24 protein-coding genes are annotated in these 24,064 nt (G+C 51.1%); 17 read left to right on the top strand and 7 right to left on the bottom strand.

Annotation, left to right across the window (positions count from 1 at the left end; genetic code table 11):
* Positions 1-68: 68 nt before the first annotated feature.
* Together J2S36_RS01100 and J2S36_RS01105 are read right to left on the bottom strand one after the other, a co-directional pair.
* Positions 69-596, bottom strand: coding sequence for a hypothetical protein (locus tag J2S36_RS01100; protein ID WP_309954694.1), 528 nt, complete (start codon positions 594-596; stop codon positions 69-71).
* Positions 593-1,288: a DUF3800 domain-containing protein gene (locus J2S36_RS01105; RefSeq protein ID WP_309954696.1), complete on the bottom strand. Its 696-nt coding sequence runs from the start codon at positions 1,286-1,288 to the stop codon at positions 593-595. The genes J2S36_RS01100 and J2S36_RS01105 overlap by 4 nt, the downstream gene beginning before the upstream one ends.
* Before the next feature lie 499 nt (positions 1,289-1,787).
* Between J2S36_RS01105 and J2S36_RS08650 the strand changes: the two genes are divergently transcribed.
* From J2S36_RS08650 to J2S36_RS01165, 14 genes are all read left to right on the top strand, one after another.
* Positions 1,788-2,027 (top strand): BRO family protein, encoded by a 240-nt coding sequence (locus J2S36_RS08650; RefSeq protein ID WP_445344340.1) that lies wholly within the window; start codon positions 1,788-1,790, stop codon positions 2,025-2,027.
* Entirely contained in the window at positions 2,024-2,551 is a 528-nt protein-coding gene (locus J2S36_RS01110) for a phage antirepressor KilAC domain-containing protein (RefSeq protein ID WP_445344341.1), read from the top strand. Before J2S36_RS08650 ends, J2S36_RS01110 begins: the two co-directional genes overlap by 4 nt.
* Positions 2,548-2,970 (top strand): DUF7768 domain-containing protein, encoded by a 423-nt coding sequence (locus J2S36_RS01115; protein WP_309954698.1) that lies wholly within the window; start codon positions 2,548-2,550, stop codon positions 2,968-2,970. The genes J2S36_RS01110 and J2S36_RS01115 overlap by 4 nt, the downstream gene beginning before the upstream one ends.
* The gene (locus tag J2S36_RS01120; protein WP_309954700.1) at positions 2,967-4,040 is read left to right on the top strand and encodes a primase alpha helix C-terminal domain-containing protein; all 1,074 of its coding nucleotides are present in this window, start codon (positions 2,967-2,969) and stop codon (positions 4,038-4,040) included. Before J2S36_RS01115 ends, J2S36_RS01120 begins: the two co-directional genes overlap by 4 nt.
* Positions 4,041-4,223: 183 nt before the next feature.
* Entirely contained in the window at positions 4,224-4,502 is a 279-nt protein-coding gene (locus J2S36_RS08600) for an AAA family ATPase (RefSeq protein ID WP_374717322.1), read from the top strand.
* Complete coding sequence (locus J2S36_RS01125) at positions 4,477-5,169, top strand: hypothetical protein (protein ID WP_309954702.1); 693 nt, start codon at positions 4,477-4,479, stop codon at positions 5,167-5,169. The genes J2S36_RS08600 and J2S36_RS01125 overlap by 26 nt, the downstream gene beginning before the upstream one ends.
* Positions 5,153-6,124 carry an ATP-dependent nuclease gene (locus tag J2S36_RS01130; protein WP_309954703.1) on the top strand — a complete coding sequence of 324 codons (972 nt, stop codon included), beginning with the start codon at positions 5,153-5,155 and terminating at the stop codon, positions 6,122-6,124. Before J2S36_RS01125 ends, J2S36_RS01130 begins: the two co-directional genes overlap by 17 nt.
* A complete protein-coding gene (locus tag J2S36_RS01135) occupies positions 6,121-7,779 on the top strand; it encodes a UvrD-helicase domain-containing protein (protein WP_309954705.1) in 1,659 nt (552 codons plus the stop codon). The genes J2S36_RS01130 and J2S36_RS01135 overlap by 4 nt, the downstream gene beginning before the upstream one ends.
* 756 nt (positions 7,780-8,535) lie before the next feature.
* Positions 8,536-9,570 carry a hypothetical protein gene (locus tag J2S36_RS01140; RefSeq protein WP_309954706.1) on the top strand — a complete coding sequence of 345 codons (1,035 nt, stop codon included), beginning with the start codon at positions 8,536-8,538 and terminating at the stop codon, positions 9,568-9,570.
* 553 nt (positions 9,571-10,123) lie between these two features.
* Entirely contained in the window at positions 10,124-10,666 is a 543-nt protein-coding gene (locus J2S36_RS01145; protein WP_309954708.1) for a helix-turn-helix transcriptional regulator, read from the top strand.
* Between the two features lie 778 nt (positions 10,667-11,444).
* Positions 11,445-11,813, top strand: a complete 369-nt coding sequence (locus J2S36_RS01150; RefSeq protein ID WP_309954710.1) for a hypothetical protein — start codon at positions 11,445-11,447, stop codon at positions 11,811-11,813.
* Positions 11,814-11,855: 42 nt separating this feature from the next.
* Complete coding sequence (locus J2S36_RS01155) at positions 11,856-12,290, top strand: hypothetical protein (RefSeq protein ID WP_309954711.1); 435 nt, start codon at positions 11,856-11,858, stop codon at positions 12,288-12,290.
* A 281-nt stretch (positions 12,291-12,571) separates the two neighbouring features.
* On the top strand, positions 12,572-13,546 hold the full coding sequence (locus tag J2S36_RS01160; RefSeq protein ID WP_309954713.1) for a lactate/malate family dehydrogenase: 975 nt from the start codon (positions 12,572-12,574) through the stop codon (positions 13,544-13,546).
* A 374-nt stretch (positions 13,547-13,920) separates the two neighbouring features.
* Entirely contained in the window at positions 13,921-15,663 is a 1,743-nt protein-coding gene (locus J2S36_RS01165) for a hypothetical protein (protein WP_309954715.1), read from the top strand.
* A 120-nt stretch (positions 15,664-15,783) separates the two neighbouring features.
* Here J2S36_RS01165 and J2S36_RS01170 read toward each other — a convergent pair whose 3' ends face one another.
* Genes J2S36_RS01170 through J2S36_RS01180 form a run of 3 tightly spaced genes read right to left on the bottom strand, consistent with a single transcriptional unit; the run spans position 15,784 to position 18,762 of the window.
* On the bottom strand, positions 15,784-16,908 hold the full coding sequence (locus J2S36_RS01170; protein WP_309954716.1) for an ABC transporter permease: 1,125 nt from the start codon (positions 16,906-16,908) through the stop codon (positions 15,784-15,786).
* Complete coding sequence (locus J2S36_RS01175) at positions 16,905-17,984, bottom strand: ABC transporter permease (protein ID WP_309954718.1); 1,080 nt, start codon at positions 17,982-17,984, stop codon at positions 16,905-16,907. Before J2S36_RS01175 ends, J2S36_RS01170 begins: the two co-directional genes overlap by 4 nt.
* Positions 17,985-17,994: 10 nt before the next feature.
* On the bottom strand, positions 17,995-18,762 hold the full coding sequence (locus tag J2S36_RS01180; protein WP_309954720.1) for an ABC transporter ATP-binding protein: 768 nt from the start codon (positions 18,760-18,762) through the stop codon (positions 17,995-17,997).
* A gap of 103 nt (positions 18,763-18,865) precedes the next feature.
* Between J2S36_RS01180 and J2S36_RS01185 the strand changes: the two genes are divergently transcribed.
* A complete protein-coding gene (locus J2S36_RS01185; protein WP_309954722.1) occupies positions 18,866-19,441 on the top strand; it encodes a TetR/AcrR family transcriptional regulator in 576 nt (191 codons plus the stop codon).
* 157 nt (positions 19,442-19,598) lie between these two features.
* Positions 19,599-21,161: an aspartate-alanine antiporter-like transporter gene (locus J2S36_RS01190; protein WP_309954724.1), complete on the top strand. Its 1,563-nt coding sequence runs from the start codon at positions 19,599-19,601 to the stop codon at positions 21,159-21,161.
* A 231-nt stretch (positions 21,162-21,392) separates the two neighbouring features.
* Here J2S36_RS01190 and J2S36_RS01195 read toward each other — a convergent pair whose 3' ends face one another.
* The gene (locus tag J2S36_RS01195; RefSeq protein WP_309954726.1) at positions 21,393-21,824 is read right to left on the bottom strand and encodes a hypothetical protein; all 432 of its coding nucleotides are present in this window, start codon (positions 21,822-21,824) and stop codon (positions 21,393-21,395) included.
* Positions 21,825-22,069: 245 nt separating this feature from the next.
* Positions 22,070-23,422, bottom strand: coding sequence for an amidase (locus tag J2S36_RS01200; RefSeq protein ID WP_309954727.1), 1,353 nt, complete (start codon positions 23,420-23,422; stop codon positions 22,070-22,072).
* 252 nt (positions 23,423-23,674) lie between these two features.
* Here J2S36_RS01200 and J2S36_RS01205 point away from each other — a divergent pair, with 252 nt between their 5' ends.
* Complete coding sequence (locus J2S36_RS01205; RefSeq protein ID WP_309954729.1) at positions 23,675-23,950, top strand: ATP-binding cassette domain-containing protein; 276 nt, start codon at positions 23,675-23,677, stop codon at positions 23,948-23,950.
* Positions 23,951-24,064 lie beyond the last annotated feature (114 nt).

The following is a 24,064-nucleotide window of genomic DNA, read 5'->3' on the forward strand; positions in this document are numbered from 1 at the left end:
GATGAGCGGTTGGATGCTAGACTGATGTCAGCTCATCAACCAGGTGTTGAAGGAGTATCTGGGGCCGTTCATTCTTTGGGCGGCTCTTGTTTTTGCCAAAAATCGTCGTGTTCGCGCTTAAGTTTTCTGCGACGATGCTCTTGTTCTGCATAATAAGCGGTTACTAGGAGAGCGTAGCTGTCACGTTGTTCGATTACGACGATGTAGTCAAATTCGGGTCTAGTTATGACGTAGCGATGTCTGCTGCTTCGTTTTTCGTCAATCCACCAACGGATTTGTGTTTCTTGAGGGAACTCTTCGTTGAAGATTTCGACAAGTAATCGTATCCAGTGAATCCTGATGCAGCGTTGGTGCTCGATTTGCCGTGTCATTTCTGCACCTGTTCCGCCTGAGATGATGTGCCAAAAAACTGCATGGCGGCCCTCAATCTCAGGGTGCCTACGAAGACTTACTGTTGAACCATTATTTTTCCATGCGAGTGGGCGTGTAATAAGGTCTGAAAGAAAAAGCTGATACAGACCCTCGATATAGTTATCGAGCGTCATGTCCTTCGGGTTGTAGCGTTGACCAGGAGTAAACCGGCGGTTTGAAGTCATCCTTGTGCTCGCCACCGAAAGATGTTCATTTTCATTTCTGAAAGTAACGTCGTACGGGTTAAGGACACGCTTGAACGCTGCCGTATTCGCTCGATGAGACGTAACTTAGCTTGGCTTGCTACGTCACCTCTATTTGCGTAATTCACTGCACCGATCAGTAAATCGGCAAGCTGAAGTAAACCAACATGATGGGATTCCACTATTTGCAATCGGCGAATATTACCGCGATTAAAGTCGTATTCTGCATTAGCTATAACGTCGCGCAGTCGAATGATTTTCTGGTGACCATTTGTGTCTTTTTTGTCGAAGTAAACATAGGCCTCGTCCTGCGCTGGAATTACGTTACGGATGAGATAAAACATCATCTTGTAGTACCAGTCATCATGTGTTTGCTGGAAACGTTCATGGTCAAGACCTTTTTTGGGGGCAACTACGGCTCGAAAATTTAGGTCATCGTCATCGAAGAAATAATCAATTATGTCGAGATAAAAATCGAGTTTTGCCGGAGAGACTTTTGTCCATTTAATCTCGAAACTTGTAGGAATTTGATGCTTATCCCTGATTTCACGAAGTCGTACAGCAACATCACGCGATTTTGCTGTTGGGCAGACAACTGCTCCTAAAACCATAAATGGCTGGGCATCATGAGGCAGATGCGTACTCTCGTCACAGTAAATACTAAGTGCAGACAAAATTCACCTCCCTAGATCAATATCAACAGACTCTCCGTCTAAGTGGGTTGACTGCGAAGCTCTGCTCAACCCAACGTCATAGAAGCAATACTACCCAAATCCGCATGCAAGCCAGAAGAGCACACACGCACCTCGTACCAGACGAAAAATGAGAACCGGCCCTAGACTCCCACCGAAGCGGGCAGCGGAACCCGTCGTGTTGAGAACAACTCTACCAAACCCCCGCGCCAGCCAACCACACCTCACCTGGTCTGTAACAGAAATCCAGCCCGTCCCCAACCAGGGGTTGAGGCGGGCTGAACGATTACCCCCAAGTTTAGCACCAGCTTGTGCCGCTCGTAATGCACTCGATACGAGCCATCACCGAAGTTTGGAAAAAACTCTGGCCTACCCGTCCGGTTTTGGGGGTGCTCAAGGGCGTATCGGTGAGAGCCTGAAGCAGCCACACCAGGTGACTGTGGGACATAACTGATTTGGCTCTCAGACAAGGAGCCAAATTATGGCAAACACAGCACTACGAGTGTTCACCCGGGCAGGGTTTGGAACGATTCGCACTATCGACGACGGTGGCAAGGTGATGTTTTGTGGCCGTGATGTCGCTACCGCGCTGGGGTATGAGAACCCTGGTAAAGCCATTCGTGACCACTGCAAGGGGGGGGTCCATTTCGTTACCCCCTTGAGACTGCTGGTGGTATCCAGCAAACCCGGTTTATTACCGAGGGTGATTTGTATCGGTTGATCGCATCGTCGAAGCTACCAGCGGCGGTCGAGTTTGAGTCGTGGATGTTCGATGAAGTCCTCCCGTCGATCCGTAGGCACGGGGTGTATGCCATCGACGAGCTGTTGGCCGACGACGAACTGCTGGAACAAGCTCTCGTCACGTTGCGGGCGGAGCGAGCCAAGAGGCTAGCGGCCGAGCAGGCGTTGGCGGAGGCCGCACCGAAAATCTCGTATTACGACTTGGTGTTGGAGTCTAAAGATGCGGTGCCGGTCACGCTGATCGCTAAGGACTACGGTTACTCGGCTCGCAGGCTCAACCAGCTTCTCAACGAGCTAGGCGTGCAATACAAACAGTCCGGGGTATGGGTGTTGTACCAACCCCACTCCGGTAACGGGTACACCGATACCAAAACTCACGTCATAGACGAGGACGGCCACACCCGCATCCACACCTACTGGACACAAAAAGGTCGCCTGTTCATCTACGACTTGCTGAAAACCCAAGGTGTGCTGCCGGTGATCGAACAAGGCGGTGCGGCGTGAGTGAGAAACTATCCAGACGCAACACTGAAGGCTACCTCGACCTCACTGCCTTCGATGCGTTGGCCTGTATCGACCGGCCGGAACACTGCCCGAAGGCGCTGGTGTACATCTGCTCACCCTACCGAGGCGAGATCGCCAGAAACGTGCGGCTGGCTCGCGAGTTTTGCGCCACCGCCGTCGAGGCAGGTTACGCGCCTATCGCGCCTCATTTGTTGTTGACCCAGTTTATGGATGATGAAAACCCGTTCGAGCGCAGGGTTGCGTTTGGTATCAACCATCTGATCCTCGCTAGCTGTGACGAGGTGTGGGTGTATCAGCCGTTGATTAGTGAGGGCATGGCCAAAGAGATCGATTGGGCGAAAACCGCCCGTAAACCCATCCGCTATTTCACGGCCGATTTTGAGGAGGTCACCCTATGAAACCAATGACCATGTACACCTCCACTGTCGCAGGCCAACACAACAACGCCGTCTACCCGAACCGGCATGAAGTCAGCACGGCGGCTGATTTGGAAGCTGTGGCGCGTTTGGATCATGTGGTGGCCGATTATCAAGACCGGCGACGCTCGAGCGCGAATTTCTTGTCCTCGAACACTTTGGTGATGGATGTGGACAACGATCACAGCGAGGAGCCAGCCGACTGGGTAACCCCAGAAACCCTTGCTGGATTAATACCGGGGGTGGCGTTTATGACTGCTACTAGCCGAAACCATATGAAAACAAAAGGTGCCCAGTCGGCCAGGCCACGTTTCCACGTCTATTTCCCAATCACCCCCGTGACGGATGCGAACAAGTATGCGGGGTTGAAGAAGCAACTCGCCACCAAATACGGCTTCTTTGATGCTAATGCGGTGGATGCTGGTCGGTTCATCTACGGCCACCCGGCACCCGAGACCACGGTTCAGGATGGCGACAAACTGGTTGATGAGTGGCTGGTGGAGGCGGTGGATGCGGACATGTTCGCCGCGTTCGATACTGCTACGCAGGCGATTGCGCCAGGGTCGCGTAATGCCACGTTGTCGCGGTTTGCTGGGCGGGTGTTGGTGCGCTACGGGGATAGCCCGCAAGCCCGTGAACTGTTTGATCGCAAGGCCGGGCTGTGCGAACCGCCCCTACCGAGTGTCGAGGTGGAGAATATTTGGGCTTCGGTGCTACGTTTCGCCACCAAGGTTGCGACCAGCCCTGGCTACGTGCCGCCAGAGGTGTATGCCGCGCTGACGGGGTTGAAACCGGAAGATTTCACAGATGTTGGGCAGGCTGACACGCTCGCTGGCGAATACGCCTCAAAGATCCGCTATTCGCTGGCTACCCGCTGGTTGGTGTTCGAGGGCGGGTTCTGGGTAGAAAACGATCTGTCTGCCCAAGGCGTGGCTCAAGAACTCACCGCCCGCCAACTCGATGAAGCCAACGCTCACGTCGCTCAGGCGTGGGAGCGCATGCAGACCACGGGCGCTGACCTGGTGATCGCCTCTGCATCGTCGTGTCCTTAGGTAATCCAGAGGTAATCCTGCTCATCACCTGCTCGTCCACGCGGAGATCACATAGATGGAAACTGTCAGTTGGCAGTGTGTCCATCCCATTCGAGTCAATCGTCGGAACTAGAATAGAGTGGACACGAGCACATTCAAATTGAGCCCACACTGGGCGGACAACCAAGGAGTTCCCAACCTTCCATGAGGATCCGTACACTTCGGCTAAAGAACTTCCAATCGTTCGGGCCAGATCCAATCGAGATCAAGCTCAACCAGCTCACGTTCCTCCTCGGCCCGAACGGTGCAGGCAAGACAGTTGCTCTTGTCGCGCTAGCTCGGCTTTTCAGTCCGTCGCCTGCGCTCCGCCGCGTACAACTTGAGGACTTCCATGTCCCTACGTCTGTCGGCCGAGATCTGGTAGACAACGAGCTCTGGATTGAGGTCGACATCGAGTTTGAGGAGAAAAGCCGACGAGGGTGAAAAACATCCGTTGATTCCGCCCTTCTGTGCCCACATGGCGATAGAGGTGCCAGGAGAGCTTCCACGCATTCGAGTCCGCCTTACGGCAGTCCTTGACTCTGACGGATACATCGACGAGAAAATCGAATACATCACCCAAGTCGATGATCACGGCGAGCCGACTAAGCGATCGAACATGTCGCGCCATGACCGTGCAGCCATCGAGGTGCACTATCTGCCAGCACGCCGCGACCCCCTTGACCACATCGCGTACACGACCGCCTCTCTTCTCGGGCGGATGCTTCGAGCTGCCGACTGGACGCAAGAGCGATCCAGTATGGCGCGTTTGATGGAAGAAATCTCCACCTCGATGGCTAACAACGATGCCGTAACCGATATCAGTTTCGAGATCCAGCGAGTTTGGGCTGTTCTACATAAGGGGGCGTTCTTCAAGGAGCCGACCATTGCCTTCGGACGCGGCGAGATTGAGGGTGTGTTGCGTCAGCTGACGGTCACCTTCACACCGGGGCCGGTAGGTGACGTGGTCGGCTTTGAACGACTCAGTGATGGTCAGAAGTCACTGCTGTATATCTCGCTCGTCCTGGCATGGCAAGGGTCACGCGTAAGGTGTTGGGTGACAAGGAACCTGCCAGCTGCGGCCACCAGTTCACATGGTTATCGCTCTTGAAGAACCGGAGAATAGCCTAGCTCCGCAATACCTTGGCCGGATCATCCGGCAGCTCCGGGAGGTATGCGACAAGAAGGATGTGCAGGGTGTCGTTGCGACGCATGCCCCAGCGTTATTGCACCGTGCCGAGCCGGAAGACATCCGGTTCCTGCGGTTGGCTGAGGACCGCACAACGACAGTCCACACGATCGTGCTGCCTCCCGCCACTGGCGAGGCAGCAAAGTACGTGCGCGAAGCTGTGCTAGCCTACCCTGAGCTCTACTTCTCTCGTCTCGTTGTCTTGGTCGAGGGCGATAGTGAGCAGATTGTTCTCCCGCGGGTTTTCGCTGCTACTGGCATTTCTGAGGACGATGTTTCAGTGTCGATTGTCCCACTCGGCGGTCGTCATGTCAATCATTTCTGGCGACTGCTTGAGCAGCTAGGGATTCCGTACATTACGCTGCTCGATCTCGACTGCGGGCGTTACCAGGGCGGCTGGGGGAGGGTGAAATACGCCGCCAAACAGCTGAACAGATTCCGACCTGGCACGCTTGACGACGATGAAGTAAACAAGATCCCCAATTGGGACGAAGACCTTGACTTCCCGCAATTTAACGACACAAATTGGCTCAAAGAACTAGAGAAGCAAGGCGTTTTCTTCTCATACCCGCTCGACCTAGACCTAATGCTGTTGGAGGCCTACCCCGATGCGTACAAGGTCACCACGATGACTCCAGAGGAGGCCACTAAGGAGGCAGTTCTTGGCAAGGCGCGTGCTAACGTGGACCGATTCGACGACGGCTACCTTCAACTCTTTGATGAGTATATGAGGCAGTTCAAGAGGGGCAGCAAACCAGCCAGTCACATCGCTGCCATGTCTAAGCTTACAGACGAAGAGCTGCTTGAGACCCTGCCGGGGCCGCTTCAGCGGTTGGTGGAGGCCATTCAGCAACGGCTGGAATCGATCCCAGAATGATCCGACCAGAGGATTGGAAACCGACAGACGGCATCACGCTGGAGCCAAATGCCATACGGGCAGTCAAGCAGTTGGTGTCTAATGTCGTTGTGGCTGCCTGTCCTGGAGCGGGTAAGACTGAACTGCTGTCCCAGCGGGCGGAGTTCTTGTTGACGACAGGTACCTGCCGCTATCCGTATCGGATACTGGCGATCTCGTTCAAGGTGGATGCGGCGCGGAACATTCGTGATCGCGTTCTTCTGCGGTGCGGCGAACAACTTGCCTTACGATTCGACAGTCTTACCTTCCACGCGTTCGCCAAGCGGATCATCGACAACTACCGCCCCGTGTTGACGGGAGCGAAGTCCCTCGATCCGGACTATACGATTGGCGAAAAGCACGTTCCCCGCAAACAGATAACCTTCAAGCAGATGGTGCCGTTAGCACTCGAAATCCTACAGAAGAGTCCGTACGCGCGAAACGTGATCCGACAAACGTACACCCATGTCTTCCTCGATGAGTTCCAGGACGCCACAGGCGACCAGTACTTGTTACTCAAGGAAGCCTTCCTCGGCAGTAACACCATTCTCACGGCTGTCGGTGACACCAAGCAACGTATCATGAGCTGGGCCGGTGCGCTGGACGGGATCATGCAAACCTTCGCCACGGACTTCCACGCTCAAGCACTGACTTTGTACCAGAACCATCGCTCCGCCCCGGCGCTGCGCCGAATGCAGAACCGCATGGTTCAGGTGATGGATCCACAAGGCGCGGTGCCACTTGCAGAGCTTTCAGGCAACGAAGGCTCGATCAAAGTTCTACCTTTCACCTCATCCATGGATGAGGCAGTGGAGATCGCACGTCGAATCAAGGTCTGGCTCGACGCAGGAGTTCCGGCGAGCGAGATTGCCAGCTTGGTACGTCAGCAGCCAGAGCTAGTGTGCCAACTGCTGGTCGGTGAACTGAACGGTCTTGGCATCGCGTCGCGTAACGAGCAGTGTTATCAGGATCTGACGGCTGAGCCAGTAGCCGCTTTGATCCTGAATCTCATCCGGGCGGTGGCCGATGATCGCAGTTCAACGGCCTACGAGGACCTTATGCGGAGGTGCATCCCCAGCAGCCTGGCAGAGGAGAAAGCGTTGCGTAACTCCAGAGCTATGACTCGTTTTTTGGCGGCGAGGCGAGAACAATTCCGAGAGGGGCGGGCGGCACGGTCGAATCCGACAGATTGGGAGAGAACCATCGCAGAGTTCCTGGAGATGATTACCTTGCCGGTTCTGCATGCCCTCTCGCCCGAATACCAGCGTGGGCAGCGGCTCGAGGAAGTCATTGCGGATACCATCGCCGTGTTCAACCAAGAGCTCGACAAGGACGGTGATCCCGTAGCGGCTATGGTGCGGCTTTCTGAAGAGGATGCTGTCCGGATCCTTACGATCCACAAGAGCAAGGGACTCGAGTTCGAGAAGGTCGTGGTCTTCGGTGTCGAGAGCCAGCTCTTCTGGGGAGACATGATCGAAGACTGCCGGTCGGAGTTCTTCGTGGCGATCTCAAGGGCCAAGAACGAATTGGTCTTGACCCCTACACAGCGACGCCCTCGTCCGGCGGGAGTGGTGTCCAGATGGGAAGAGCAACGCCATCCGATGCAGGAGTTCCTAGGCTACGCCAATGAGAATTAGCGGATCTGTGTGGGACCTTGCGCGGGACAGGTGGAAGCGTAAGTTACGCCAGGCTAGCCCGAGGTTATCGGAGAATGGCGTGGTTGCGTTCGGTAGACGAGTTCACGGGATCGTTGAATAACATCGAGGGTTTCACACAGGGAACTGGCGAGATGTCCCCCTTGACCGCCTTACAGTGGGGTGAGCTGTTCGATAAGGTCGGAGAAGCGCAGTGACCTGCACTGCTGGCCAGGACCGAGAACGGCTATGTGTTCTCGACTCGAACGACCTCCCGGACCTGAGCTCGTTCGAGGAGATGCAGCGGAACTGGCCTGACGAGGCTGTGAGTTATTTCAATGAGGGCGCATATTAGCGCGAGGCTCGCTTCGACTACGACGTGCTTAACGTCCCGGATGGCGAGGTCTTCGTCTTCCTGAGCTGTTGACTCCTAGCCTGACCCCAGTCCCTGATGAGGGGATCGGGGTTCTTTTTCTCTGCTCGCATCCCCACTGTGAAACCTGATGGCGAACAGGGCACACCCAGTCTAGCGCTTTTGGCCTTAATGGCACGTTTGCAGCGCTCTTCTCGGTTCTCCTCGTATACGAGCAGAACTGCTGTTCGCCTAGCGTTACGGCGCGTGTGCTACGGTCACAAACAGCAGATGATTGAGCAGGGGATAGCTCAACACTGCCCCTGTTTTCTCGCCTCCAGAAGGTTCTCGCTGCGGTCTTGGCACTCCTGTTGTTTAGTAGTATGGTCGTAGGGAAGGAGACTCACATGGAATTGAAGCGGGAACACGTCGAGTGGCTGAGCCTCGTTAGATACCAGTCTGATCTTGCAGAGAACCAAGCGAAGGAGCCGGAGCCGCTTAACACGGTAAGCATCTCGACCATCCACGATGCAGTCGAGTCGATGCTGAGCCTTATTGCGGAGGCCCATCAAGTGGCCACTCCGAGTAAGGACTTCGCGAAGTTATTTGACGCCGTCAGCGATCGTATGAGAACTCAGGGCGGGGATCTGTCCGGCCATCGCGGTGCCATGATTGCTCTGAATAACGCCCGAGTCGGCTTCAAACACCACGGCAATCAAAGCAACAAACAGACAATCGACAGGCACATCGCGAACGGGCTCAACTTCCTCGCTGACGCAGCCGTGCAAGGACTCAACACCTCGTTCGCCGAAGTGTCGCTGCTTGGATTTGTGCGTGATTCCAAGGTGCGCGAGTACATACACCGAGCGGATGACTGCAGCTCTGGCGCACTCGAAGATCGCATGCTTGCTTTTCAGTACCTGCGCCTGGCCTTCGAGACACTGGTGAAGGGGTACCAGCAAAGCAAGAGCTACTCCCCGGGTCGGCCCCTCATTACGACCAAGCCGAGTTTTCTTCCTTCAGTTTTCGATATCCAAGATTATGGTGGGAAGGTCGGGGAGAAAGCATTCGAGTGGCTGGAGAACTTAGATAGTTGGGTGAGAATTCTAGTTCTAGGGATCGATGTCCAAGAGTATACGTTCTTCTTGGCATATACTCCAAGGGTCACGATGATGTCGGGTGGGAACGCTTATTTGCATTGGCGTTCCGGAGCCGGTCTTTCCGATGACATCTTCCGCCGTTGTCGTCATTTCGTGGTGGAGTCGGCGATTCGGCTGGGACGGAGAGACTTCGCCTACGACGCCTGGAACGCGCGGCAGTCTTTGCCTGAGGATCAGCGAAAAATCATGGGGATAAGCCGTTTGATGCTTCCCGATGAGAACGGGCTGTTGAGTCCGCACGAAGACCGTGACGACGCGAGTTTCGCAGAAGAGGCTCAGTAATCCCAATCCCATTAGGCGGCCCGCCTGATGATCTCTAGCGGCGACAGCCGCTAGATGTACCCTGGGCTGCCCACGTTGACCTATTAGACCTCACCTTGGGGAGAGCTTAGTAATTTGATGCCCGTCGCTTTGCACTGCCAGTGAAGGACTGGAGTGTAGAATCAGATGTGAGCGGAAAACGATAAGTTCGACACGTGCCCCTTGGGCTCCACCAGATGGACATTACACGAACACCTACTTTTTCAAAGGCGGTTTTGCCGTAAGGGTGTGGCTGTGATGTCAAAACAGAAACCGAGGATCAAGGTACTATGTACCTTGATCCTCGGTTTTTTGTATGCTTATGCCTTATTTGGATAAAAAATTGTGCTGAAATAATTATTCAAAATTTGATACAAGGAAGAATTTAAAAGTGTGCCTTTGCGGTGTAAAACGGTCGTTGTAGTGTATGAAACCAAGGAGGTTATTTTATTTGTAATCTTGCAAAAAGTAATTTTTAAGCCATTGACAAATTTATTGTCAATGGCTATTATGTATACAAATGGGAGGTGTGAATATGGAAGAAATAATTCGTATGCAAGACAATCTACTTTTAATTCGACGCACCGTTGGTTGGACAGCTGAGGAGTTTGGTGAAAAAATCGGTGTTACTCGCCAGACCATCAACAATATTGAAAGTGGTCGCAATAAACTAACCAAAACACAGTATATTGCCATGAGAAGTGTTCTTGATGCTGAAATGATTCAGAAGCCAGAAGACACTGAAATGCTGAAAGTCCTTCTGGATGTGCTTGTGGATCACCCGGAAAACTACAGTGAAGACCACAGAAATGAACTCTTGGCGAAAGCAAACATGATGGCTCCTTCCATCCTTGCAGGCACTACTACCCGTGCAGATGTGTCTAAGGAATGGATGAAAGCAGCCGGTGCTGTAGTTGGTACCGGAGTTCTTATGGGGCCTCTCGGAATCGGCGCGGGCATTGCCGCCGTAAATGTGTGGCTTGCTAAATCAATCGCCGATGGAAAAAAGAAATCGAAAAGGACCAAGGAGCGTTCCCGAGCGGTAAAGCAGGGGTATACCAAATGTCTGGCACCGTAATCGATCGTTCAGTTGCAGCAGAGGTAAGATGACTATCGTAGTTCGTCGTCACTACTCGGAACGATTTACCAATTCCCGCGAGGTCGACAATCGCACCATGAAGTTGATTGGGTTTCGACTCGGAATCAGAAAAAATATTGAGAGTATGTTGGTGCACATCAAATCCATGAGGTATTTTCTCCAACTGCCCAATGAAGAAGTCTAGAGCGACGTTGTTAGAAAAAGGGTGTGCGGCTAGTTTAGCCAGCTGTCTTGCGAGTCCTTCAAAAAGTGGAAGATTCGAAGGTTCTCCCACCGAAGCACCTGCGCCGACAAAAAACACGAGCTCACCGCGTTCATAGGCATCTAGTATTTCATCGGGCAATTCGACGTCGCCGGTGATCCACATCAGCTGCTCCTTCCAAGACACAGAAAGTCGTGCCACACCAACTCGCTGGCAAGATGTAATTTATGCCCCATGTACAGGTTCCATGTTGTCTCCGTGGAATCTACTGGTTAATCGTCAGTGTGCCTTTACGATTAAGTATATCGACGTTTAGAAAACAGAAAGAATCCAAGTTTTTCTTCTCTTTGAGTAGGTGGGAAAATTGGGCTGGCAGCAGATATTGGTTAGGAACCCGCCGCGGATTATTTTGATGCAGCAATTATTGCTGCAATGTTTTAGATGAATCGCTGATTATCTTCGTCGGCCGCAGAGTGCCGTCGGCAGATGCTACAAAGATGAAGAAACTGGGTGAAAGATTGTGTAGCGTATCTGAGTTGTGGTTAAACTTTCTGTATGAGTAGCGCAGATGATATTTGGAACCGTGCCGTCGATGGCGAAGGTGACGGGGTTGGTGACAAGATGCTCGGCGCAGTGCTTCTGCTGGATGGAATGATTCAAAATGGCGGGATGGCAAATGCGCTCGATGATCTGCTTGAAGAAGGTGAGATACTCGCCGGTGTTGCGGGGTTTCGCTATTTTGGCTTGAATGTCGTTGCGGACTTGGTACTCGAAATTTACCAAGCAATTTCAGACGGTGCCAACGTTGAAGAACTCGAAGCAACCCGTGACGGCGAGTACTACGAAATTTGTGATGCAGATGCTATCACAGCGGTATTTCGGAAAAAACTGGCAGAAGATCCCACAGCATTCTCACCGCTCTGATAGATACCGACGAATGTTTTGACACGTGATGAGGGAGGTTTGATGCGCCCACTGACTAGCAGCGAAAGTGACGTTATTCGCCATATTTGTATGCGTGGTTGGGTAGATGCGGATGTTTCCCTTGATCGCGCAAAGCTTGCAGCTCAGATTGAGTATCTTACTGCAGAGCCTGGAGGATGCGGGGTTGAAAATTGTCCATGCCTTGACTTTGCCTACCGCGGACGAAACGAGTGGGAAAACGAGTTCTTTGCGGAAAGCGCCGCCGATGAAAGTCAGATTTGCTTGGTGGTGGACATTAAGGATTCTGATTGGCAAGCCAATCTATTCGTCATTTCGGGAATTATCAGCTGGCTTGAATTCTCCAGTTTCACAGAAGAGTACCCGTCGAAGCTGCCTGCAAATCAGTCAGTTGTGCTGAGAACTGGCATTATGAGGGCGTCTGAGAAGAAAATCCTGCCGAGCGCCTCAGGCGCATAGCAATGCAAAATGCGTATCCGGATTTGTTTGCGAAGAGCCTGCACTAATTGCGGAGGTTCGCGCGGCGGGTATTGCTTTTGCGCTACCGGTAACTCGAAAGCTACCAGCAACTCGAAACTAGGCAAAACCAGCTCGAACAATAACAGCAATAAATCAACGCACAGCTAGATGACCTGCGCCGTCGCTGAGCCGCTGCCGATAGCGGCACCAGAAAGTTTTGATAGAATACACATGGAGCAGCTATATATCGACGTGGTTCCCGATAGTCTCAAGGAGTACGCATGCATAAGCCGCACAAATTAGTGGTTACTGGTGTAGGTCATGTTGGATCTTATGTTTTGGCAGACGCCATGAAAATGAACCTATTCGGAGAAATTGCCACGATTGATATCCTCAATGACGTTTCTTTAGGAGAAGCTCTTGATCAGCATCATGCAACAGGCGCGTTAACGATTAGCAATGTCGATGTATATCCCGGTACAGCTGCGGACTACGCCGACGCCGACGTCATCATCATTGCTGCAGGGCCCTCGATGCTGAAAGACCCAGAGAATCCTCACGCCAAACCAGATCGCGCAATTCTTGCGGTAGAAAATGCCAAGCATATTCGCCAGATAATGCGCGATATTTCGGCGCACACACAAGAAGCCGTCGTCATTCTCATTACCAACCCGCTCGACACTATGGTGTGGATTGCGCAAAATGAATTCAACTACCCCGAAAACCTGATCTGGGGCACTGGCACATCGCTAGATTCAGCACGTGTGCGCCGGATTGTGGCAGATAGAGCTGGGGTAGCGCCGAGCGCAGTATATGGATTCATGATGGGTGAACACGGAATGGCAGCATTCCCCGTGCTCAGTCATCTCACCGTGGGAGGAATCCCCGCCGACAACTTGTCAGATGTTTATCAGATGGAGCCGCTCGATCCGGAAAAGCTTGCGCAAGAAGTTGTTGATTCAGCTTACAATGTGCTCAACGGTAAAGGCTGGACGAACGCCGGGGTCGCCCAAACTGCACTTGCGATGGCTCGCGCTGTATTGCTTGATGAAAAAGCGGTGTTCCCAGCATCAACCACATTACGCGGAGAGTTTGGCCATGATGGAGATGTGGCGCTTTCACAACCATGTGTGATCGGAGCAGCTGGTTTGGAAACAAAACTTGTGTATGAACTTAACACGTGGGAAAAAGAAGCTTTAGAACGATCAGTTTCAGCAATTCAGGCTGCGATGCGGGACGCAGGATGTGAATTCTAAGAATTCTAATCGGGTATATGTACTTAACAGAAGCTAAGGCGTAACCGTTATTTTCCAGCTTCGCAGGAGCGCCCGTCGAAGCTGCTTCCAATCTGTCAGCTGCACTGAAAACTGGCATATGAGCGTTCTCAGAAAAAGCCCCCCACCCGAGCAGCAGCAGACCTTTGCAAAATTTGATCAGCTCATGCCATTAATCTACAAACTCGCAAAACTTGAGCATAATCCAAGCTAAAACGTATCTTCGCCAAGATAATCGGAGACTTCAATCTCACATGGATCTAGCCCAGAATTGCAAATAACCCAATAAATCCTTAACATATCTTAAGATTAGGTAAGGCTTACCTAATAATGTTTCTTCGTTTAGGAGTTAAGATATGAAAAAGGTAGCTGCTCTGCTGGGAGCATTTGTGATAGCTGCAGGAGGAGGGGTCTGGGTGCAAAGCCCAGCTCAAGCAGCTGTTGGACATCCAATTACTTTGACCAAGAGTGGTTCTGGGGCACAGACTGTTTTGCAGTGGTCTATGCCTGATTGTAAATCTCCATACACGCCTGAATTTACCTTGAAGCGTGATGGGCAGCCGGTGTTGAAAAAGACTAAAGACACCTCTTACGCAACTAATGGGCAAGGTGGTACCTACCAAGTGGAAGGTAAATGTAATAGAGGCGAATGGCTAGCGCCAGATCCTGGTAAGCCGTCTGATCCGCTAGTGATTACTGCTGAGGATCCCCAAGAAAACGAAATGACGATTAAGACTTTCGCTTTCTCTGAAATTCCGACGAAGCGTTCCTTGAGCTGGGATATCACCGGATGCTCGGTACGAAACAAAAAGACCGTAAAAGTGGAATTGTATTTTGGTGGCAAGCAAGTATCGCTGAAAAATACCCAGAATGGCCGTAAGGCTGCGATTAATTCTTCTACTTGGCCAACCGGGAATTACACTTTGAAAGCAAAGTGCGTGAGCCTAGATGGCAAGAAGAAATTCAACGAAGTGTCGGCTACTACTAAACTGACACGCGCAAATTTGGAATTGGATTTCTTTGGCGATAGATTAGATACGCATTTGCCAAAGCCAGGTGATCGGGTCAAATTAGATAGCCGACCAAGCCACAACGGGATTAGCCTGGTAGATAAGTCAGTTCCGGATGCATTTGAACCGGGAGAGAAGGTTGAAATAAAGGTGCTCGCTGACGGTCAGCCTGTCGGTACTCCGCTTACGGTAGCGGCCAATAATGAAGGACGGCTATTAGCGGATCTTTGGCTGCCAATTACAGCTAAAGACACCTATTCCGTGATTGCGGTCGGCAAGAATCACGGCTACCAGCTGGACGCAGTATATAAAGTACAAGCGCCTCGTTCAACACAGATTAATGTGACCAGCGACGAAGAGACACTGCGGATCGTTTCAACCAATACTGACCCGCTATCTACCGACAAAGTGTTCAAGCCAAATTCTGAAGTGACTCTGCGAGTATTAGACCCGGCAGGTAAAGAAATTTCTGCCCCAAAGGTGATGGCTGGAGCTGACGGTAATCTAAACGCCCCACTGGAATTACCGCAAGGCCTTAAAGATGGTCGTTACACGGTGCTGGCGCCAGGCGGGATTGGTTCCTTTGGTGCTAGGGCGGCTTATTTCTATGTGCTAAATGGTGTGGCATATAAAGGCTGGGGTGTGCCAGATGCTACTTCGAGACTTCAACTAACTCCAGCAGTTAGCAAGACTTCCGGTGAACCGTTGATTCAGCCGGAGAAGAAGCCGGTTGAGAGTATTAAAGGTTCGCCGTTGATTCAGCCGGAGAAGAAGCCGGTTGAGAGTATTAAAGGTTCGCCGTTGATTCAGCCGGAGAAGAAGCAGATTAAGAGTATTACTGGTCCGGTGTTGCTGCAGCCGGAGAAGAAGCAGATTAAGAGTATTACTGGTCCGGTGTTGCTGCAGCCGGCTAAGGCTGAGATCCAAAAGATCGAAAAGATTCAAAAGATTAAAGGCTCTCCTCTGGCACATCCTGCTAAGGAAGTAGCGGAACTAGCTAAGACCGGCTCGTCTCTGTTGACTTTGATTGCGGCTTTGGTGCTGCTAAGCGCCGGAGGCGCCGCGTTGCTTGCCTATCGCAGACGGTAGTTACTGAGAAAACCTCAAGGGTGATTTAGCGAATTGCTAGATCACCCTTTTGGTTTAATATTCTCCGTTTCTTTCTGTATCTGGTATTGCGTCGTACGGATCCAGCATGATTTCCAGGATTTAGCTTGCGGCGCTGAGCTTTCGTCGATAGACACCATAGGCAGTGATCGTAAGGATGAGTGCGTAGGCAGTCATGACGAGCCAGCCTTTTTCAATGTTTAGCAGACCGCCTGCACTTTGGTCTACGTTGAATATAATGGCGCGGATTTGCGCTAGACCATAGCTTGAGGGGAGTGCAAGTGCAATGTTTAGGAGTGCTCCACTCGCGTAGGTGACGGAGGTAGTAGCTCCGGAGAGGAACCAGATTACGACGGCACTAATCATGGCGAGCATTGCAGCGCCGCTAAATTTATTGACAAGCATTGAGATCAGTACTGCGTAGGAGATGAAAGCCAGGCCGAGTATGAAAAGTATCGGCAGTAGGCGCAGGGCGTGATCTGCTAGATTTACACTGGTTAATAGCCGCAGGAGCGCAGCGTTAACTGCGGCTGTAGTGAGGCCCGCGGCCAACGCTACTGTAAGTCGGGCAAGGAACGTGGCTAGTAATGGTTTCGGTGAGAGCCGGTATTGGGTGAGGGTGGCGTATTGGCGTTCCTTGTTGAATAGGTAGAGAAAGTTGAACATTGCTCCCATTAGAAAGGCGAGTAGGAAAATTCCGACTGCGATAATGGTAAACCAGTCTAACTGAGTTGGTGCTTTCATCTCTGTGTTGATGTGCAGATTCATGCCGGGCAAGTGTCGAGTGTAGAAGTCGTAGATGCCCTCGTCGAGATAGAGCCGCAGGTTTTTCGCCATGTCGGTATTTGAGTTGTTGAATTCGTATCCGATACGGGCAGGTATGTGAGAGCTGAGTTCGTCGCTGAAATCGCTTGGAATAGTGAGAATCCCATTAATGGCTCCAGATTCATATAGCTGGGTAGCCTCAAGTAGTGTGGTCGGAACTGCTTCAAAGTAAGGTTTGCCCGTTAAAGGTGAGGTTTGGGTGAACACGGACGAGGTGAGTTCATTGCCCATCGGGCCGGTGTCGTTGTTAACGACTGCGATTTTTAACGCAGCGAAGTTACCGAACGTGAGTGCAAAAATTATCAAGATCACTGTTGGGGCGATAATTCCTGCCGCGAGTGATTTCGGATCTGAACGGGTCAAAGCGGCCAGTTTTCGTGTCTCTTGGAGAAAAAGTTTCATGATACCACCTGCTCGCTGTGCATCCATTTCGAAAACACGATGACCGTGATGGATGCGACGATAATTGTGCCTGAAGCCAGGAGTGGGAGTGTGATTGGTTGTAGTGTGCCGCCGAAGTATGCGTACCGGGCAGCGTTGAGTCCGTATGCTACAGGGTTAAGCATGCCGATTGTTTGTGTAAGGGAACCGAAATAGGATAAATCTCCGAAACCGCCGCCAGCGACCCATAGGCTCAGTGAAATCACGAGTGAGACAAGGAATGCCGTCATGGTGGAGCGAACGATAATCCCGAGAACCAATCCTAAACAAGCAAAGGTCGCTGCTAACAGGGTTGCTGCACCGACTAAATGCCATGGGTGATTTATCGGTAGTGAGAACATAAACGCTATTACGGTAACAAGTACTGCCGTAGCGACGGCTGATTTGATTAATGCCGCGATTATTTTGCCTCCTGCAATCATGGATGCGGGTTTGGGTGAGAGGGCAAGCAGTTTCGTGGTGCTGTTCTCCCATTCGTTGGTCATCGAAAGTTGCCCAAAGAGGAAGCCTGCGAGTATGGCGCCGAAGATTATCGTGTTGACTGCGAAACTTGTATCCCAGCCGATATCTACTTGATATCTAGTTTGTTCTACAATCTCAACCGTACCGGCGTCTAGGTGTTGATTGATGTAGTTGACGGCGGCTCCGGTTAGCCGGTTCGCGTAATTCTTGGTCATATTGGCGTTGACATCGGTTACTACATGCGTCACTGACCCTGAAATTCCTGCGGCGTTCACTTGCGGCTCGTCGGTGACGGTATAACCATCGATGTTTCTTGCTTGTGTCATGCCGGGTTTTGAGGAGGATTCCAGTTGCAAGTAAGGTGTGCCGTCGGGTGCCTGGAAAGCGGCGGCAGACTGTAGAAATTGTGATTGGCTTTGGTTTGGCTGCGTCTCAACGGGAAGTGTGATGCCGCCAGAGACCATGGCCGTGAATGCGAGCAGAAACAACAAAGGAGAGATAATCGTAGCTACGTTGAACGCTGGATTTTCTTTGATGCTGTGTATTTCTTTAACGATGATGGCGAGAATATGCATGGTCTTGCTCCTAGTCGCGGAGGTTTCTGCCGGTGAGGTTTAAGAACGCGTCATCCAAGGTTGGTGTGGTGACGACGCGGGTCACACTTTGGCCGACTGTTGCTTTGAGTTTTTGAGGTGTGCCGAAGGCAATCAATTTGCCCTGGTCGAGCAGTAAGATTTCATCTGCCAAGCGCTCGGCTTCGGTCATTACGTTCGTGGAGACCACTACGGTGCGGCCTTCTGTCTTAAAGCGTTCGATGTAATCCCAGATCCGATGGGCTCCCTGCACATCAACACCCAATGTTGGTTCATCGAGCAGTAGAAGTTTCGGATCACTCAGCAATGCTCGTCCAATTGCTAGGCGGCGTTTCATTCCGCCCGAATATGTACGAACCGGCTCTTTTGCGCGATCGGTGAGTTCGACAAGTTCAAGGATCTTGGAGATTCGTTGAGCTGCATGTTGAGTTTTGGTGACGTAGAGGGCGGCGTGGAACTGCAAATTCTCAATAGCGGATAACTCTGGGTAGAGCGCGGTATCTTGTGGAACCAAGCCAACCATGCGGCGCACCTGCTTGGCGTCTTTGATTGGATCCAGCCCGAATACGCGCACTATTCCACTCGTCGGACGATACAGGCCGGTGATTAGATTCATTAGGGTGCTCTTCCCGGCACCGTTCGGTCCGAGCAGTGCGTACACCCGCCCAGGATTGAGCTGAATATTGAGACCGTCGATACGGGGTTTCTTCCCGAGAACTTTCGTTATGCTTTCGCAAAATACAACATTTTCGTCACTCATCTGTACTCCAATCAAAAAACCCGACACTTGTTGTATAATTTTATTGTTTCAGGAATTTTGAACAGATAAAACCAGCAATCAAGCAGTAAATGTTGGGCAGGGGATGATGGCCAGGCCAAGAAAAGATGAAAGTATTCCCTCCGGGGATGCGCGCATGGTGACGGCTTTCTGGAAACAGCTCGCGAAAGGCTCTTACAAATCCATTACTGTGGCCTCCATCGTGCGGGAAGCAGGGCTCAACCGAGCGACTTTCTACTATTACTTCGATTCAATCGATGACCTTGCTAGGCGTGCAGTCGCGACGTCAATCCCAGTCAACCTTATCGACCTTGTCGAAGGATTTCTGACCGGAGCACATGCCAGCCTGCAACTCGATTCTGCAACTAGGGAATCTATCGCAAGGCTATCGCTGGTGGCTGGCGATGCCAGCGCCAACGTCCTGATAATGCAATTTAAACAAGTATTGCAAGAAATATGGATCCGGCGCTTCCATGTGGATGTTAGCAGGAGTGATGTGCAAGCTATCATCACCTTCATGGCATCTGGAGTTAGCGGTATCCTCGGTGCCTGGATACGCAAACCCATAGACGAAAAATTCGATGCCTATCTGCAAAGTATCAGCCAGGTATTTTCTAAATCCGTTCTAGAATTCGTTGCTACTTACAAATCGGCAGAATGAGCCGAAGTCTAACCGTCTCCGAAACCGGATAAAAACACGCTGTCCGGATGATTTGAGTTAGAAAACATAATGCAATTAGGCGAAATAGCGTGGAGGCCTGCTGTGGGTGAAGCCTTTGGATGGCGTTATATGTGCATTGACGCGTATAGTGAAAATCATGTTATCCATTCTTGACGGCAATACCATTCTATCCGTATTTATTGTCATTGCCTTGGGCACGCTCTTTGGAAAGCTTCCTTTTGGACCGATTCGCTTTGGAGCTGCTGGAGCGCTTTTCGTAGGCTTAGCGGTCGGCGCTTTCGTGATTGTTGATCATGCTGCCTTAAGTTTATTGCAAAGTCTGGGTTTGGGTCTTTTTGTGTATATGCTGGGTTTGACTGCTGGCGAGGTGTTTTTTCGGGGCCTGAAAGAGCAAGTGGGCTTGATGGTTGCTGCAGTGGTGGCGGTATGTATTGGCGCTGCGGTTGCCTTAGGGTTGGGAACTTTGCTTGGTATGCCACGTTTTATTTCGGTGGGAGTTTTTGCCGGATCGCTGACCTCTACGCCGTCAATGGCTGTAGCGCAGCAGCAAACTGGGTCTGATCTGCCAGCTGTGGGATATTCATTAGGGTATCCGGTCGGTGTTGTTGTTTCGATCTTGCTTATCGCGGTGGCGATGAAACTGAAATGGGAATCGCCGAAAGATAAAAAATCAGGCGGAGTAGACACGCTGCACATCATATCCGTGCAGGTTACCACCGATGCTGTATTCCAAGATCTGGTTGATAATTTCGCGGGGCGCTTCGTGATTATCAGTACGCGGCGGGATGGTAAAACTACCGTGGCATCGGATTATGTGGACATCCGGAAAGGCGATATTCTGCGTATATTGGTGTCAGAGGGGGATACTTCCGATATTGTGCAGCTGTTTGGTCGGCGCACTGCGCCCATGCCTTTTTTGGACAAAGCCTTGGTGATTGATGAATTTGTGGTTAGTAATCATCTGGTGGCGGGTGCAAAAGTGGAAGAATTGCAACTGCATAAAAACTTTCAGGCCCGCATTGTGCGAGTTTTTCGTGGTGATGACGCGATTTTGGCGTATAAAGATACCCATATTGCTTACGGTGATCGGGTGGAAGTCATTATTGATGCTGATCGCAGGGAGGATGTTAGCGCATTCTTCGGAGATTCGATAAAGCAATATGCGGCTCTGAACTGGATTTCTGTGGCAGGTGGTCTGTCAATCGGGTATCTGGCAGCGCTTATTGAAATTCCATTGCCAGGCGGCGGATCTTTTGCGCTTGGTACTGCCTTGGGGCCATTGTTTGCGGGGCTGATCTTGGGCACGCTCAAGCGCACAGGTGGAGTTGCTTGGCAGGTACCGGCAAGTGCGAACACAAGTTTGCAACAGTTGGGTCTGATGATTTTCTTGGCGGCTGCTGGTCTTAATGCGGGGCGGGCGTTTGCGGCCACGGCATTTTCCTTAAACGGCCTGCTGGCCATGATTTTGGGGATTGCTGTGGTGATTGCAGTTATCGCCGGTTTTATTCTTTGTGCTAGGTTATTTGGTAAGGCAGTGGAACGAGCTTCTGGCGGTGGCTGCGGGATGCTGGGGCAACCAGCGGTGCTGCAATATGCGTTGGCTAATTCCTCCGATCCGCGTGTGATGGAAGGCTACACCTCGGTATTTGCCATTGCGCTGATCTTAAAGATTTTCATTATTCCTTTTATGCTGCTCTAATTTGATGCTGCTCGAAAGATTGTTTTTTGGCTTGACCTAAAGTGTTAACTAAATCTTCATTGATTAGTTGGTTGCAGAGTTTTTCGTCTAGGTTATAGTTTCTAGTGGGTTGGAAGAGCTGCGGTGAGTTTCTGTTGTTTGGAAGATGTGCACTGTGGCTCGGTTTGAGTAGGGTAGATATCGGCGCAATTTACTTAAGCTAAAGTGAATTGCGCCGATATCTTATTTTATTTACGAAGTTGCTGAGTTAGGGTTTGTGGGTTGTGCAGCTTTTGGGTAGAAAGCTAAAGCTATTACGGCAGCTGCTGCGATACATGCGCTAGTTCCATCTACTATGGGACCCGGATAGTAGTCATATGAAACTATCGTAATATCAAGATCGTTTGCAATATCCTCCCCTTGAAGTAAGACGAATTCTGCAGCAGCAAAAATCACAGCGTCAAGGAATGCGATCAGAAACTTGTTCCGGTGTTTTGAAAAAAGCAACGTAGCTATCGTTTGCACACTCGTAGCAAAAATACCGCAGAATATAAGAGCTACAGATGCCGCAACATGTTCTAAGTACGCCACATCGATCCAAAAACGGTAGCACAATATGCCAATCCCCACTGAAACCAAAAGCAGCGGAAGTACTTGCCTGCCAATTCTTTCAGCGACGGACACGGTAGTAAGTTCCTTTCCTGAAAGTAGCTGCTCCTACGGCTGTAAATGATAGCGCAAGCGTGCAAATACTTGCTGCTGCCATGCGGGTAATTTTACGCAGCTTCATTGCTTTGTTTTCCTTTCACACTGTATTTCTATCTTCTTTGATAGTAGATTTTACTTCCGTGAAAGAAGTGGTGCTTTGGTTAAGCACAAAGCTATTCTATTATTAGGTACCCCTAACCTGCAATGGGTTTTACAACAATTTAAAATCCGAGACTTGCTGTGAATGAGAGGAGATCAGCCTCATCACCGTGGAAAGTTGAGACTTGGATTCCAATGGGTGTTCCGTCAGGCGCACTGCCGGCTGGAATCGATATCGCGGGCATTCCTGTGACGTTTGCTAACGCTGTGAATGCAATCATTGGCATGGATCGAAGTAGTGCAGATAATGAGCCAACTCCGTCCAACTGCCCAAGCAAGGGCGGCACACACGCCAGCGTGGGGCTGATAATCAGATCAAAATTTTTGTAACGTTCAGCCAGACGGTCAGCCAGTTTATTGTTCTGTGCAGCACGAAGAATCTTTGCGGGAATTCGTCTGCCCACCTTTGCAGTCTGCTCCGAGCGTCTTTCAACACGGTCAGGGAATTCTACACTATCGACTTCTTCTGCCAGAGCAGCAAAGAATTGCACCTCGAAAAATGGTGATGCTGAAGGGAATCTTCCGATATGAGTCACTTGGTGTCCAAGGGTTTTCAGCCGATTCACAAAGTTTCGCGTAGCTGCAATTACCTCTGGCTGGACTTTGGCACTCCCGAGAGCACTCTGATCTGTCCAGCCGATACGCAACGGCTTCTTCGGTTCGTTTACGGCAGCTTGTAATGACCGGCTTAACTGCGGGGCGTGCCAGCGATCTTTGCTGGTAGTCCCAGATATTGCAGTGTAAATCAGTGCGGAATCCTCGACAGTGCGAGTCAGCGGGCCGATTGTACCGAGCTTTCCCCACAAGGCTGCGTTTGGTGCGGTAGAAACACGGCCGCGCATCGGTTTTAGACCCACCAGCCCGCATGCAGCAGCAGGAATCCGAATTGATCCGCCGCCATCTCCTCCGATGCCTGCCGGGACGATTCCTGATGCAACCGCCGATGCTGTACCTCCAGAACTCCCACCGGGTGTACGTTTGGGAGCCCGCGGATTTTTCACCATACCATAGCGTGCGCTTTCAGAAAACGGGAATTGACCAAATTCTGGCATATTGGTGACGCCGATGATCACTGCGCCAGCATCCCGCAGTCGCCGCACCACTTCACTGTCATGGGCTGCTGGTGTCCTTTGAGATCGTCCGCCAAAAGTGGTGGGGATACCCTTAATATCGTTCTCTGCTTTGATCACCATCGGAACGCCGGCAAGCGGAAGCGATTCTCGGCGTGCAAGCGGCAAAGCGTCAATATCGGCTGCTGCCTGAAGTGCGGAATCTTTGCACAACTGTTGGAAAGCATTATATTCATCTGCTGCGGCACGATTGAGCGCTTCAGTGCACAGCTCGGTAGCGCTGAGCGTTCCTTTGCGGACTCGAAAAGCTATTTCGGTAACGGTAAGCCGCTCGTAGTTCTCCATAGCCAGAGTATATCGATACTCTTGAGCGGCGTGCAGACACTTTTCAGATATCAAGAGTGATTTTTCAGATAGTAAATAACTGCTGGAAAACGATTTATCTTGGCGTTGATATAAATCGTACTATATGCTGTTAGTGCTAATAGCCCAATGTTTTAGATAGGGATGAATGTAAAAAATATCAATTTCGTAAAATCAGATCAGTTAGGGCCTACCTTGCCAGATTTTACTGAAGTTGTGTTTTGAGATACTACTATGCTTACTTTGACCAACGTTTCCCGTGTTTTTGAGAGAAAAGAAAAGTTCACTGCCGTCGCCGATATTTCATTGCAAGTAACGCCGGGAAAGATTCATGCCCTGCTGGGACCGAACGGAGCGGGGAAAACAACGACAGTGCGGATGTGCGCCACTTTGCTTCGCCCAACTTCCGGAAGTATTGAGATTGCCGGAATCGACGCAGTAAAACACCCCGAACTGGCGCGGTATGCGCTTTCTCGTTTGCGTGCCGGAATGCGCCGTGAATCGCTTTAGATGCACGGACTTACGCGAGATATTGTGAATAGAATCCGTCAACGAAGCCTGATTCTTAAATATCTGGTTAACACTTTCTTACTGGTATCTAGTTTGAATTTAATGTCTGTAAAA

Origin of the sequence: Arcanobacterium hippocoleae, from assembly GCF_031456295.1 — a bacterium.
GTDB classification, from domain to species: domain Bacteria; phylum Actinomycetota; class Actinomycetes; order Actinomycetales; family Actinomycetaceae; genus Arcanobacterium_A; species Arcanobacterium_A hippocoleae.